The organism is Steroidobacter sp., assembly GCF_016790065.1.
Taxonomy (GTDB): Bacteria; Pseudomonadota; Gammaproteobacteria; order Steroidobacterales; family Steroidobacteraceae; genus Steroidobacter.
The window spans coordinates 25,349-38,705 of sequence record NZ_JAEUPY010000165.1 but is presented as its reverse complement, the minus strand read 5'-3'; the positions used below and the strand labels follow the sequence as shown (position 1 = coordinate 38,705).

The window sequence follows — 13,357 nt, the reverse complement described above, 5'->3', positions numbered from 1 at the left end:
CTCAAACCGTGTTTGGTCCGGCCGAGCGCACCGATGGCATCGCATCGATGGCATCCACGTTCGATCTGGATGCCGAAGTGGCCGATCGCGCGCGCATGATTGTCAGCTGTGGCGTCGCTGAGCCGGATCCCATCAATGCTCGGCTGGAAGAGCTGCGAACCAGCACTTACTACCGGCGTCTGGATGAAACCGGACGTCGTCGCCTGCGCGATTTGTTAGCTCGGATCCTGCCGATGCTTGCGTCCGACACCGCGCCGACCACGACGTTGGCCAGAACCTTACGTATTTTCGAGAGAATCGCCGGGCGTACGGTGTATCTCGCGCTGCTGACCGAGAACGTCTCGGCCTTGCGTCGCTTGGTCGAGCTCTGTGCGCATAGCCAGTTCCTGGCCGATCAAATTGCCGCTCAGCCGTTGTTGCTGGACGAACTGATCGACGAGCGCTTCGTTGAAGAAGCGCCCTCGCGCGAGCAGTTCGCCAAGGATCTCGCGTCGTCACGCGGCCGCATGCAGCACGAGGATCCAGAACGTCAGGTCGAAATCCTGCGTCAGTTCCAGAGTGCCGCGATGTTTCGGGTGGCGGTCGCGGATCTCACCGCCGGCTTGCCGTTGATGAAGGTCAGCGATCGCTTGACCGACATTGCCGAGCTGATCGTGCAAGAAACATTGTCGCTGGCCTGGGCGCAAATGACAGCCAAGCATGGTGTGCCTGGTTATGTCGATGAGCAGGGTGCCGCCCGCGTCGCCAGCATGATCGTGATTGCGTACGGCAAGCTCGGCGGGCTGGAGTTAGGTTACGGCTCCGATCTGGATCTGGTGTTCCTGCACGATTCGGCGGGCGAGTCGCAGCGAACCGATGGCGCGCAACCGGTGGAGAACACGGTGTTCTTCCAACGGCTCGGTCAGCGCCTGGTGCATTTGTTGACCGTGCATACGGCAGCCGGGCGCTTGTATGAAGTGGATACGCGGCTGCGGCCCGGTGGCAACCGAGGATTGCTGGTGCAGTCGCTCGCCGCGTTCAAGGAGTATGAATTTCGCGAGGCTTGGACTTGGGAGCATCAGTCGCTGTTACGCGCTCGGGCCATCGCCGGCGATCCGCATGTCTGCGAGCAGTTCGAGCAGGCCCGCATCGATGTGTTGCGTCAGGCCGTCCGTCGTGACGATCTGAAGGACGAAGTTCGCAAGATGCGCGAGCGCATGCGTGAAAATTTGTCCAAGGCGCGCGCCGGGCAGTTCGATCTGAAGCAGGATGCCGGCGGGGTGGCCGACCTGGAGTTCCTGGTGCAGTTCTGGATGCTGCAATGGGCGGATCGCTATCCGGAGACGGTGACCTTCTCGGACAACATCCGGCAGCTCGAAAGCTTGGCCTCGGGCAACCTGGTGCCCCAGTCGCGGGTGGACTTTCTGGTCGAGACCTACCGCAAATACCGGCAGCGCATGCACCGCCTGGCCCTGGACGGCGCCAAAAACGTGGTCAGCGATGCGGAATTCGTGGCCGAACGGCGCGGTGTGGTGGAAGTTTGGCAAGAGGTCATGCGCGAGGCGGGCGATCTGCGATAATCCGCCCCCTCCAGCCCCATTAGCCGTGCGCCGACTTTGCCATGACGACTGAACCTGCCGCCAAGCTGATCCAGCCCAACGCTCAGAACCAGTACACCGTGACCGCGGCCGATCTGCCCCTGGCCTGCCCCATGCCGGGCATGCACTTGTGGAATTCGCACCCACGCGTGTTCCTGCCCATCGAGCGGACCGGCTGGGCCAAGTGCCCTTACTGCTCGGCTGAGTACACGTTACAGCGCTGAGTCGGTAACACCTCACGCTTCGAGGTGAGGGCTTTGGCTAACATGCCCCGATGACAAAAACATTCGATACCACGCCCGCGGCCGATGGCTTCCACATGCCGGCCGAGTTCGAGGCTCATGACGGTTGCTGGATGTTGTGGCCGGAGCGCTCGAGCAACTGGCGGCTCGGTGCCAAGCCGGCACAGCAAGCGTTCGCAGCCGTTGCTACGGCAGTCGCCACTGGTGAGCCCGTCACCGTCGGTGCATCTCGTGGTCAATACCTGCAGGCGCGTTCCATGCTGCCCGATGCGATTCGGGTCGTGGAGCTGTCGAGCGACGATGCCTGGATGCGGGATGTCGGTCCCACGTTCGTGGTCAACGCGCGCGGCGAGGCCCGGGGTGTGGACTGGGTGTTCAACGCTTGGGGCGGTATCAGCGGCGGCTTGTATTTCCCTTGGGACCAGGACGATCTGGTGGCGCGTAAGGTGCTCGAGATCGAAGGCAGCGACCGGTATCGCGCGCCGTTGGTGATGGAAGGCGGCGCCTTCCATGTCGATGGCGAAGGCACGCTGATTACCACCGAGGAATGCCTGCTCAGCCCGCATCGGAATCCGCAGCTCGACAAGGGCCAGCTGGAAATCCTGTTGCACGAATATCTGGGTGTGACCAGCGTCATCTGGCTGGGCAAAGGCGTCATCGACGATGAGACCAGCGGGCACGTCGACAATCTGTGTTGTTTCGCGCGGCCCGGCGAGGTCGTGCTCACCTGGACCGACAACAAGCGCGATCCGCAATATCAGGTGTCGAAAGATGCTTACGAGCGCTTGATGGATGCGCGTGACGCGCAAGGTCGCAAGTTGAAAGTGCACAAGCTGGTGCAGCCTGGGCCGCTCAAGCGCACACACGCAGAATCGCTCGACGTCGATGTGGCTGAAGGCGGCGCCTCGCGCAAAGCGGGCGAGCGCTTGGCCGCGTCGTACGTGAACTTTTATATGGGCAACTCCACCATCGTGATGCCGCTGCTCGATCCGAAGCAGGACGGCGCCGCGACGCGGGCCTTGCAAAAGATCTTTCCGGAGCGCCGTATCATCGGTGTTCAAGCGCGAGAGATTTTGCTCGGCGGCGGCAACATTCATTGCATCACGCAGCAAGTGCCGGCGCGAAAAGCGGCCGGTAAGGCTCAGAAGAGGAAATAGACCATGGCGGTTCGGCGCATCAGCAAGGCGGCTTTCGAACGAACCCTGCCGGCGCTGCGCGATGAGCTGCTCGATCTACAGCTGAAGTTACATACTTCTAAATCCTGTGCGGTCGCCGTCATCATTGCCGGCACCCCTGCTGCCGGCCGCAGCGAAACTGTCAACGAGCTGCTCGAGTGGCTCGATCCCAAACACATCGGTGTGCACGCGCTCGGCGTGCCCAGCACTCAGGATCGTAAGTTCCCGGCCTTGTGGCGTTACTGGCAGAAATTGCCGGCGCGCGGCCGCATCACTTTTTTCTTCGCCGGCTGGTACGGCGAATATCTCGGCGGCGTCAGCCAGCCGGATAGCAAGGCTCAGCAGCACGACAAGCGCGCTGTGGAAAGAATTCTCCGGCTCGAAAACATGCTGGTGCGAGACGGGGTGCGAGTGGTCAAGATCTACTTGCACACCGATCATGAAACTCAGCTGCGCCGCCTCGAGCAGTTGCGGGCCAGCAAGCTGACGCGTTGGCGCGTCACCAAGGAAGATCGCTGGCAGGCCAAACATTTCCAGCGCGTGCAACGAGTGGTGCAGAGCTGCTTGAAGGCCACGAATCATCAGGTCGCGCCCTGGCATCGGGTGGACGGCACCGACGAGGAATATCGGTTGCTGAGCGTCGGCAAGATCCTGCGCGACGAAATTGCGGCGGGCATCAAAGCTCGCGAACAGAAGCGACGCGATTGGCCGCAGGAGAAATTGGTCAAAGCAGCGCCGGTCAAAGTGGTGCAGCCGGCGCGGCCGGTCGATGACGATGAGTACGAGCGTCAGCTCGAAACGTTGCAAGGTCGGCTGGCGCGCTTGGTGCAAAAGTCGCGCTTCTGTAAGCATGGGCTGGTGCTGGCCTTCGAAGGTATGGATGCGGCCGGCAAGGGCGGCGCAATCCGCCGCGTTACGCATGCATTGGACGCGAGGCAGTACCAGGTCGTACCGGTGTCGGCGCCGACGCCGGAAGAGTTGTCATATCCGTATCTATGGCGGTTCTGGCGTCATGTGCCGGCGCAAGGATCCATCGCTATCTTCGATCGTTCTTGGTATGGACGGGTGCTGGTGGAGCGCGTGCGCGATCTCACGCCCGATGCAGATTGGAAACGCGCTTACGCCGAGATCGTCGAGTTCGAGCGGCAGCTCACCGAACAAGGGTTGTTGGTCGCCAAGTTCTGGCTGTCAGTCGGTAAGGACGAGCAGTTGCGTCGCTTCAAGTCGCGCGACGAAGATCCGCTGAAGCGTTTCAAAGTGGATCGCGAAGATTGGGCGAACCGGCGTTACTACGACGCTTACCAAACGGCAGCTGCCGAGATGATTCGTCGCACCGACGCAGATCACGCCAAATGGACGGTCGTTGCCGCTGACGACAAGAAGCTTGCTCGCCTGACCGTACTCAAAGCGGTGTGCGAAACGTTGGAGCGCTGAGAGCTACCAGCCCTGCTTCAGGCCGAGGATGAACACCACGTCGGGTGAGTGTTCGACAGCAATGTCTTCGCTGACGCCGAGGTCCAGGCGCCAGCCGGAAGCGAAGCGATAGTCGCCGCCGACGGTCAGCACGACGGCTTCGCTGAAAAAATCCAGATCGCTGTCGAAGGCTGCGGTGTGCGCATCGACTTGCGCTTTGAAAGATAACCCGCGCCATGCGAGCACGCTCACGCCGGCCATACCGCTCCACACGACGCTGCGTTGTTGATCCGGCAGCAGATTGCCTTCGCCGAGATAGGTTCCGGCGGCTTGTCCGAACACCGACCAGCGTTCGTTGATGCGATGCTGGCCGGCAAGCAACAAAGAAACATCGGTCGCACCGCTGCCGGTGAGTTTGTCCGCGTCGCCGGTCGGAAGCTTGACGGTCAGCCAAGTCATCAATGCCGTTTCATTTGAGCTGTGGACGCGATAGCCGAGTGCGGCTTGCACGTCTGCGAGACCGCTCGCTGACGATCTGATGTCCAGCTCCCGTACGCCCGAACGCGTGTAGGCGATGTCGATTTGATCGCTAGGTAAGGTCGACCGAGCGCCTTCGGACAAGCCGAAGAAGTCGTGCCAGCCATCGATGAAGCTGTCGAGATTGCCGCTGCCGGTGTATCGATACGGTAGCTGCACCTGCCAGCTGAATCGCTCCGAGAGCGTGCCTTGCAAGGTGAAGCGAGCTTCGCGCGTTTCGGCGTCGACGAGTAGAGCTTCGCTGCCTCGCTCTTGCATGAGAGCGGTGCTGCCCCAGTGCACATCGACGCCCGTCGTCCAGCCATCGGCGACGCGCGACGGCATTGCTGTCGGTAGGCCCAAGCCAGCGAGCAAAGGATTCTGATCGCGCACAGTGAAGGCATCGCCGCCGCTGACAGAGTCAGCGGCAGCGCCAGTCGAGATCAGCAAGAAGCAGGGTAGGGCGGCGAGCCGCACTCTAGAACCAGATCGAAACGAATGCCTGAATCACGTTGGCGCCGAACTCATACATAGGCTCGCTGCCGGCGGCGCGGAAGTTCGGGTCACTGGTGGCCAGTCGTGAGAAGCGCGCGTCGCGGAAGTCGTCGTAACGAAACTCGATACGATCGTAAAACAAATTCAGCGAGCCTTTTTTCACGAAGCGCCAGCCGGTCTGGGCGAATTCGTAGCTGGCGCCGATGCGGAACGCCATGCTGTTGAACGTCGACAATTCCTTGTCGCGCGCCATGAAGTTCTGTTGGTTGGAGCGGCCGAACAGGTCGGCATAAAAGTCCGCGTTGTCCTGCTTGTAGTAACGCACGCGTGCTTCGAGAGTCCACTGCGGCTTGATGGGATGCACATAGCCCACCTCGAAGGTGTCCGCCACGATGCCCCAAGTGTCGGTGAAGAAGCGGTAGCCGCCGTACACGGCCGCGCGATACGGCAGGAAGTAACGGCCGTTGATCGCGACCGCATTACTGGTGCGGGTGCGCGGATACAACTCCTGTTCGAGCACGAACAGGCGAGTGTCATTGGGATTGATGTATCGATACGAACGATACGGGTTGTTCAAGAAGCCTTCGTCGGTGATGACTTCGAAGTTCAACGTGCCGATGAACGACTTGGTCAGAATCTGCGACACGCCGACTCGATAGCTCCAGCGATCGATGTCCCGCTCGAAGCCGGGATCGGTGGAGTTGCGCACCTTGTCCTTGCCGCGCGAGAAGCCCATCGAGATGGTGGTCAAGTCGCCGAACAAATCCTGGCTCAGCCCGAAGCTGGCGGTCTGCGCCTCGTAATCGTTCTCTTCGCTGCTGGTGTAACCGAGGTTGTACGTGGTCTTGCCGCGCAGATACTCGAAGCCGAGGCTGTATTGATCGCGCTCTTCTTTGTATTCGCTGGCGCCGCTCACCTCGACGTCGATGGACGCGCTGGTGATCATGTCCTGATAGTAGTTGGCGCTGACGGCGTACTTCTCCGCCAACTTCTTACGCACCAACACCGACGGACCTTGAATGGTGACGCCGCCGCCTTCGTAGCGGTGATACAGCGCGTCGGCCCTGTCATCTGGCAGCACGCCGGCGGAAGCAGCCAGCGGCAATACCAGCAAAGCAGCAGCTGCTGCCGAGCGAAGCCAGGAACGAGGCGTATTGAACAGCGAGCTCATGCGTGGTCTCAGTTACAGCCGCAGCCACCGCCGCCGCCGCCGAGCGCGCCACGAGCGCCCTCGCGAGCCTCGAACACGTGGTCCATATAAGCTGAGGACACCGGATTGGGATTCTGCGCCATGATGGGATCGGCCAGCGCCTGACGCTCGTAAGGCTTCACCCAAGGCTCGATGTTGCCGCAGGCCGTGAGGCCTGCCAGCAACCCGACGGTCACAACTGCGTTGCGGGCCGCATTCAGCCCCTTCTTGACCGCCAATCCTGTATCCACGTGCGGGACCTCTTACTCTTTGAGCAGGGCGCGGATCTGATTCAGATACTCGCCTTCGTCGCCGGGCTTGTAGCCCTTGTGCAGATAACGAACGTTGCCCTTGCGATCGATGAACACCGTGCTGGGCATGGCGCTCACGTCGTACAACTTGCTGACCTTGCTGTCGCGATCGAACAGCACCGGGAAGGACACCTGCATGTCTTTCAACCAGCGTTCGGCGTCCTTGGTGTCCGCTTCCACGTTCACGCCCACCATGGTGAAGCCGAGCGCACTGTAGCGCTTGTGCATCTGTTCGAGAAGCGGCATTTCCGTGCGGCACGGACCGCACCAGCTGGCCCAGAAATTCAACATCACCACTTTGCCTTTGAGCTGATCCAGCGACACGTTGTCGCCAGCTCGCGACGGCAAGCTGAACGTCGGTGCCAGCGAGGAGCTCGCACCGGTCAGGGAAGAAACAAAGAGCGCGCTGCACAGCGCGGTGATACGAATACCGGCACGCATCCGTTTGCTCAGCGACATGTTCGACGACCCTCTCACATCAGGTGGGACACAGTTGTCCAGCGGGTATCGTCGCTCAGAAGAAAATCGATAAACCGAGATGCGCTTCTAGATTATTGACGATCTTTTTCTCGCCCAGGATGTCGATGTCGTAGACGTGATCGCGTACGTCGAAATGCACCGCGACCCAATCTGTCGGCAACACGCGATAACCAAAGCCGCCGTTCACGGTAAAGCGGTCGTCGCCGCCGAACTGGGTGCTACCGATGCCGGCCACTAGATAAAAGGCGCTGTTGTAAGCCCGGTTTTTGCCGATAAAGATTTCACCGGGTAACGCATTCCAGCCTAAGGAAACGGCGTAGTACGAATAGTCGCGATCCTTATCCGACAACAGATCGGCCGAGCCGGACAGGTTCTCGTAACTGGTACGGCCGGCGCGCGATTGGCCGTACGTGCCTTCGATGAAGAAGTCTTCGGTGAGGTGATACGCGAGCCGGCCGCCGTACACCACGTTGCTCTCGAAGTCTTCGATGCTCAGCACGCCGACATACGCACCCAACTCGAAATCTTCAGTGTCGATGCGCGTGCGTTTGATTTCACGACGCTCGACCTGCGGATCGATGATGGGCTTCTGATCCGGCTCGCCGGTTATCTGCTCGGAGGATGCAGCAGGCTGTGGCTGGTCGACGCCGCGACCGCCGAGCAACGAACAGCCCGGCAGCACCGTAACGGCCAGCAGGCTCAGAAAAAGAATGCGAAACCGAGATACTTCCATTCGTCCACTTCCTCGTTATCGTTGCGGCTGGTGAATATGATGTTGTTCCGATATTCAGTGCGCAACATGAAACGACGGGTCAGATAAAACTGTAGACCGCCGCCGACATAGCCGATCTGGTCGTCGCGGTCGATGGACTGCACCAGATTCGATTTGGGTTCGGTATAGATGATGCCGGTGCCCAAGGTGAAGTACGGCGAGATGCGCCACTCGGGCGCGAACAAATGCATCAGGCCGATGGTGGCGCTGTAGCCGTTGGAAAACTCGCCGAGGATATGATCGAAAGTCAGCTCGATGGACAGGTTGTCGCTGAACGCATAACCGCCGAACACCGAGATCACGCTGGCGCCGGCGAAGTCGCCGCCCATGATGCCGCCCTGCCAGCGCCGGCTCATGTAATTTTCGCGGGCCGGTTCCTGCAGGTCGAGCGGCTCGCCGGTGGGCTCGAGCGTCGCGATCATCTGGGAGCGGGGTGCCCAGCCTTCCACGCCTTGATCGGTACGCAGTTGAAACCAGTCGGTACGGCGTTTCACCAGCACCACTTCGCGGCCGCGTTCCACCACATGAAAAATGGGATAGCCGCGACCCGGGCCGGTGTGCAGCTCGATGAACGGATCGGCGATCAGGATCTTGTGGCCGGCGTCCTTGGCCGAGTCCTCGGCCTGCTCCTCAGCGTGCACTCCCGCCGCAATCAACAGCAACAGTGACCAAAGGATCCTTAACGGCGTGAGCGACCGAGACATCAATTCTCCGGGGCGGTGAACGGGTCGTTGAAGTACTGCGCGCCGATGTCCAACCATTCGGACAGCAAGCGTAACTCACTTGGTGACATAAAGTCGCTATGGTCGACCGTGCCGGCGGTGCCCTGCATCTTGGTGAAGAAGCGCGAGGCATTGGCGCCGTTGGCGCTCATCGAGGCGGTCACCTGACGGAAGGTCACGCACGTGGTCACGTTGGTAACCGGGTCGGTCTGGAAGGCCAGACACTCATCTTCCAGCTGACCGCCGTTCAGTATCTGACCGCGGTCGCCGAACAGCAGCTCGCGATATGAATTGAACTGCAACGGCTGGTCCTCGGACGGGCCGTCGCTCAGATCCAGGTCGCCGGCCGGCACCTGCGCCATGGCGGCCGCATTCACCGGCGCATGACAGCTATTGCACTTGTTGTTGATGGGCTGGCCGCCGCCGTCCACGTCGGGAATGCCGTCATTGTTGGCGTCGACCGGGCGGTCCACGCCCCACAGCGGATGAATGTGCTGTTCGTAATGAATGGTGATGCGGCACAGGCTGGTCGGGTTGGTCCGGCACGACGAGGCGGTCGGCAGCGCCGCGCCGAGCGGCAACGAATTGGTGCAAGTGAAGCGCTGGGTCGGATCGAGCGCATTGATCAACACATTGTTCTGAGTGGCGGCGTAACACGCGTCCACCTCGTTGGTGGTCGGTGCCGTCGTTCGCCAATAGTCACGGAACGCCAGGTCGACGCTCAACGAACAGGCGCCGCCGCACATGATCCGGTTGCGCGTCTCGGCCATGCTTTCGCCTGCATTTGCGAACAACGCGATGTTGGTGTTCGGGAAGGCCACGCCGGTGGTCGGCGCGCCGGCGTTCACCGAGTTCGTCATGCCTTTGCGACCATGCGCGAACGGCGGGGTCGCGGCGCCGTTGTGACAGCCGTTACAAGTGAGCTCTTCGCCGGGCTGCAGCTGTAACCAATTGGTGTGACGGCCGCCGATGGTGCCGCCCAATCTGCGGCCATTCGCATCCAGCACGCTGATGCCGAACGCGACGTTGGCCGGCACTTTCACTTTCACCGAGCCGTCCGGTTCGACCGGCGCGTAACCCAGGATTTCACGCATGCCCAGCGCGCGGTTCGGACCGAACGCAGTGTTGGAGAAATTGCGAGTGTCGTTGTCCGGAATGGACACGGCCTTTTCGACGCGAAGGAAACGAGCGGGGCGAGTCGCATAACCGGCGTTGGCTGGATTGCGAACGGTGGCGATGCCGCCGGGCGCGGTGTCCACGCCGTCGATGTCATACACGCTACGAATGCTCAGCACGCCCATCGCCGAGGCTTGGAAGTCGGTCGCATAGTCGACGCCAGCCACGCGGTCTGGAATGACCAGCGGCAAGGTGCGTTGCGAACCCGACACGACTTCGGTGTAGATGAAACCTTCCTGCGGGACCACGATGGGGCGCTGAGTGTTCTCACGCACGTCGTAAACATAGATGCCGTACAGCGGCGGCGCTTCCACCGCGTTGGCGTTCGCCAGGCGTTCGCTGGTGCAGGGAACGATGCGGGTGTTCTCGACCAGGCGGCACTGCGACCAGCTGACCAGCAAGCGGCCGGTGCCGTCGAACAGTGGCATGGCCGTGCGATAGCGACCGCCAGGCGACGGGCCGGGAATTGTTCGCACGTCGGTCGGCAGCGCGCGCGTCTGCGCCGGGCCAGTCATGGCGTTGCCAGCGGCGGCGGCACGGGTGTTGTCGACGTAGGTGTCGGTGTCGATCAGGATCAGATCGCCGCCTTCGCCGGTGCCCTGAAACGGCCGGACCAGCGACAGCGTGCGGCCATCCTGCATGGCGCGCGCGCCCAGGAACTGAATGGTGCTGAGGGTGGTGGCCGGCGGCGGGTTGGCCGTACCGGTCTGGTGACTGTTTGCGCCATACAACAGTTGCAGATCGGTGCCGTCCGGATTGACGCTGTACAGATCGAACTGGTTGTCGTCGATGTGATGTTCCCAGCGCGTGAACACGATGCGGCCGTTGGCCAGTACCGACGGGTCCAGATCGTGGCTCTGGTTGAACGAGATCTGATGAATGTTGGTGCCGTCGGCATCCATCACGTGCAGCACGAAGGCCGGCTCGTTGTCGTTCTCGTCCTGAGCGGCGAACTGCGGTTTGTTTTCATCCAGCAGGATGGCGCGCGACTGTTGCTGGCGGGTCGAGCTGAACACGATCCGGCCGTCCGGCAGGTAGTGCGGCATGATGTCGTGGCCGGCTTCCTCGACGATGTCCGACGTGATGATGCGACGGAGCACGCGGCTGGTCACATCGTATTCCCAGACGTTCCAGGTGGGCTGATCTTCCTCGTCGGCGTCTTCGATGAAGCGCGCGCGCATCGAGAACACCACCTTGGTGCCGTCGTAATTCACATCCACGTCGCGCACGTCGCCGAGCCCCTGGGTCTCCCCGGACGTGATGTTGATCTCAGGGGCCGACGTCGAGGCACGGTCGCGCATGAACAGGTCGGCGCCGATTTCGAAACGCAACAGCTCGCGCGCATCGGCGTTGGTCAATTCGTCGTCTTCGGGATCGGGCACCGGACGCTTCACATAGAACACCGGGAAGTCCAGGGTCACCGGATCCAGGTTCTGGCCGCTGCCGATGGTCACGTCGGTGCCGCCGCTGCCGCTGTCGCAGCCGCCCAGCAACGCCGCCATGGCGCTCATGAGGAGCGCCAGCGCGCCGTTGCGCACGAGGGCTCGATTCGACGCCTGTGGCTGCGCCTGCTGACTCATTGAAGCGTTACTCCGGATTTCTCATCGATCACAAACATCGGCCAGGCAAGTCACATCTCATCTCGAGGAGGCGCGCGATTTTGGCGGGGCGCCATCTTCGACGCGACATATTTCGCGATCCGTTAAACGAGTCACAGAGCCAGCGCGACATTCCCTGAATCTGTGGCACGACCCACAGGGGGCCACGGTATTGCGTGAAGCGCCTCACATTCCCGCCGTGACTGCCTCGATATCAATGGCGCCTCGGCTGGCGCTCTTGACGACCCGTGTCGGCGGAATGCGCATCGTGGCGGCGAGACTACACGCGCGCGCGAAGCAGTCGACACTGTCTCCGGCACGCGACGTATGGCGATTGAGACAGTTAACTGGCTGAAAACGCAACCGTATAGTCCGCCGCGAATGTCGGGGGACAACCGACCAAGTACCGGTATCGCGGGTGGCCCTTAAGTGATCGTCGGAGTCTGCCGAGAGTAGATGGTCCGGCCCTGGGAATGAGCTGCATGAGCAATATGAAACGCAATGACGCAACCTCGCCGCTCGCGAAAGCAGCTGCCATGGGTATTGCGCTGGTGGCACTGGTGTCGGGGCAACAGGCCGCCGCCGGACCGACCGAGCGCGCCCAAGCCCGTCGTATGTACGACCGGCTCACCGGCACGCCGCCTTCCGAAGCGCTGCTCACCATCCTGGAGAACCGGATCGTCGCCAACGGCGCGGCGGACACCGCGTCCTTCATCATCGATCCGGCCCAGGAACACTCCAAGAACTTCTACAGCGTCACGCTGAAGAACTTTGCGTCGCCCTGGACCAACCGGGATCAAAGCATTTTCGCGCCGCTCAACGATTACAGCGCCACCGTGATCGGTCTGGTCAAGGACAACGCCGATTTCCGTCAGGTGTTGTTCGATGACGTGGTTTATATCGGCAGCGGCTCGGGCGTGCCGGCGTACTCGCCGACCAGCAACGCGCATTACGAGGCGCTGGAATCGAACAGCGTCGACCTGCGCACCCTGACGCGCACTACGCAGTCGTCGTTGAACGGTCTGCCGCCGAGCGCGACCGCCGGCATCATGACTTCACGCGCCGGCGCCGAAGCATTCTTCATCGACGGCACCAACCGCGCGATGTTTCGTTTCACCTTGCTGAATCACATGTGCCGCGACCTGGAACAGGTGCACGACACCACCCGGCCGCCGGATCGCATCCGCCAGGACGTGACCCGCAGCCCGGGCGGCGACAGCAGCGTGTTCAACAACAACTGCATCGGCTGTCACTCGGTGATGGACTCGATGGCGCAGGCGTTTGCGTACTACGACTTCGACGAGACCGTCAGCCGGCTGGTGTACACCGCCAACCAGGTGCAGCAGAAGTACCTGATCAATTCCGACAACTTCAAGCCCGGCTTCGTCACGCCCGATGACGCTTGGGAAAACCGCATGCGCCTGCCGGGCCGCAACGACGTGAACGTGCTGGGCTGGGATTCGAGCCTCAGCGGCAGCGGCAGCGGCGCCAAGAGCCTGGGTCAGGAACTGGCATACAGCGGCGCGTTCGCGCAGTGCCAGGCGGAGAAGGCTTTCCGCAAGGTGTGTTTCCGCTCGCCCGCCGATACGGCCGAGCACGGCCGCGTCGCGGCCATCGGTAACGACTTCAGAAACGACGGCAGTCTGCGGCGCGTGTTTGCGCGCGTGGCTGCGGAATGCGCCGGCAATTGA

The 13,357-nt window shown here is 61.7% G+C and carries 12 protein-coding genes; 5 read left to right on the top strand and 7 right to left on the bottom strand.

What is annotated here, in order from left to right:
- The 4 genes from glnE to pap all read left to right on the top strand — a co-directional run.
- A partial coding sequence (glnE, locus tag JNL55_RS07190) for a bifunctional [glutamate--ammonia ligase]-adenylyl-L-tyrosine phosphorylase/[glutamate--ammonia-ligase] adenylyltransferase (RefSeq protein WP_293851324.1) occupies positions 1–1,559 on the top strand: 1,559 nt, incomplete at its 5' end.
- A 41-nt stretch (positions 1,560–1,600) separates the two neighbouring features.
- Complete coding sequence (locus tag JNL55_RS07185; RefSeq protein WP_293851321.1) at positions 1,601–1,801, top strand: zinc-finger domain-containing protein; 201 nt, start codon at positions 1,601–1,603, stop codon at positions 1,799–1,801.
- Positions 1,802–1,851: 50 nt separating this feature from the next.
- Positions 1,852–2,976, top strand: a complete 1,125-nt coding sequence (gene aguA / locus JNL55_RS07180) for an agmatine deiminase (protein WP_293851318.1) — start codon at positions 1,852–1,854, stop codon at positions 2,974–2,976.
- A gap of 3 nt (positions 2,977–2,979) precedes the next feature.
- Positions 2,980–4,428, top strand: coding sequence for a polyphosphate:AMP phosphotransferase (gene pap, locus JNL55_RS07175; RefSeq protein WP_293851315.1), 1,449 nt, complete (start codon positions 2,980–2,982; stop codon positions 4,426–4,428).
- A gap of 3 nt (positions 4,429–4,431) precedes the next feature.
- Here pap and JNL55_RS07170 read toward each other — a convergent pair whose 3' ends face one another.
- The 7 genes from JNL55_RS07170 to JNL55_RS07140 all read right to left on the bottom strand — a co-directional run bounded on the left by JNL55_RS07170 (position 4,432) and on the right by JNL55_RS07140 (position 11,648).
- Complete coding sequence (locus tag JNL55_RS07170) at positions 4,432–5,373, bottom strand: DUF3187 family protein (protein WP_293851312.1); 942 nt, start codon at positions 5,371–5,373, stop codon at positions 4,432–4,434.
- Between the two features lie 28 nt (positions 5,374–5,401).
- Entirely contained in the window at positions 5,402–6,589 is a 1,188-nt protein-coding gene (locus tag JNL55_RS07165; RefSeq protein WP_293851309.1) for a DUF3570 domain-containing protein, read from the bottom strand.
- An 8-nt stretch (positions 6,590–6,597) separates the two neighbouring features.
- The gene (locus JNL55_RS07160) at positions 6,598–6,804 is read right to left on the bottom strand and encodes a DUF4266 domain-containing protein (protein ID WP_415923025.1); all 207 of its coding nucleotides are present in this window, start codon (positions 6,802–6,804) and stop codon (positions 6,598–6,600) included.
- A gap of 66 nt (positions 6,805–6,870) precedes the next feature.
- A complete protein-coding gene (locus tag JNL55_RS07155; RefSeq protein ID WP_293851304.1) occupies positions 6,871–7,377 on the bottom strand; it encodes a TlpA disulfide reductase family protein in 507 nt (168 codons plus the stop codon).
- Between the two features lie 55 nt (positions 7,378–7,432).
- Positions 7,433–8,131, bottom strand: a complete 699-nt coding sequence (locus tag JNL55_RS07150) for an outer membrane beta-barrel domain-containing protein (RefSeq protein ID WP_293851301.1) — start codon at positions 8,129–8,131, stop codon at positions 7,433–7,435.
- Complete coding sequence (locus JNL55_RS07145; RefSeq protein WP_293851298.1) at positions 8,098–8,874, bottom strand: outer membrane beta-barrel protein; 777 nt, start codon at positions 8,872–8,874, stop codon at positions 8,098–8,100. The genes JNL55_RS07150 and JNL55_RS07145 overlap by 34 nt, the downstream gene beginning before the upstream one ends.
- Positions 8,874–11,648: a hypothetical protein gene (locus JNL55_RS07140; RefSeq protein ID WP_293851294.1), complete on the bottom strand. Its 2,775-nt coding sequence runs from the start codon at positions 11,646–11,648 to the stop codon at positions 8,874–8,876. The genes JNL55_RS07145 and JNL55_RS07140 overlap by 1 nt, the downstream gene beginning before the upstream one ends.
- 500 nt (positions 11,649–12,148) lie before the next feature.
- On the opposite strand from JNL55_RS07140, the gene JNL55_RS07135 reads away from it, so the two are divergent.
- The gene (locus JNL55_RS07135) at positions 12,149–13,357 is read left to right on the top strand and encodes a hypothetical protein (protein ID WP_293851291.1); all 1,209 of its coding nucleotides are present in this window, start codon (positions 12,149–12,151) and stop codon (positions 13,355–13,357) included.

Coding starts and splice junctions, on each gene's coding strand:
- aguA (WP_293851318.1), top strand. CDS start 1,852: ATGACAAAAACATTCGATACCACGCCCGCGGCCGATGGCTTCCACATG.
- JNL55_RS07150 (WP_293851301.1), bottom strand. CDS start 8,131: ATGGAAGTATCTCGGTTTCGCATTCTTTTTCTGAGCCTGCTGGCCGTT.
- JNL55_RS07135 (WP_293851291.1), top strand. CDS start 12,149: ATGAGCAATATGAAACGCAATGACGCAACCTCGCCGCTCGCGAAAGCA.
- JNL55_RS07140 (WP_293851294.1), bottom strand. CDS start 11,648: ATGAGTCAGCAGGCGCAGCCACAGGCGTCGAATCGAGCCCTCGTGCGC.
- JNL55_RS07155 (WP_293851304.1), bottom strand. CDS start 7,377: ATGTCGCTGAGCAAACGGATGCGTGCCGGTATTCGTATCACCGCGCTG.
- JNL55_RS07145 (WP_293851298.1), bottom strand. CDS start 8,874: ATGTCTCGGTCGCTCACGCCGTTAAGGATCCTTTGGTCACTGTTGCTG.
- pap (WP_293851315.1), top strand. CDS start 2,980: ATGGCGGTTCGGCGCATCAGCAAGGCGGCTTTCGAACGAACCCTGCCG.
- JNL55_RS07185 (WP_293851321.1), top strand. CDS start 1,601: ATGACGACTGAACCTGCCGCCAAGCTGATCCAGCCCAACGCTCAGAAC.
- JNL55_RS07165 (WP_293851309.1), bottom strand. CDS start 6,589: ATGAGCTCGCTGTTCAATACGCCTCGTTCCTGGCTTCGCTCGGCAGCA.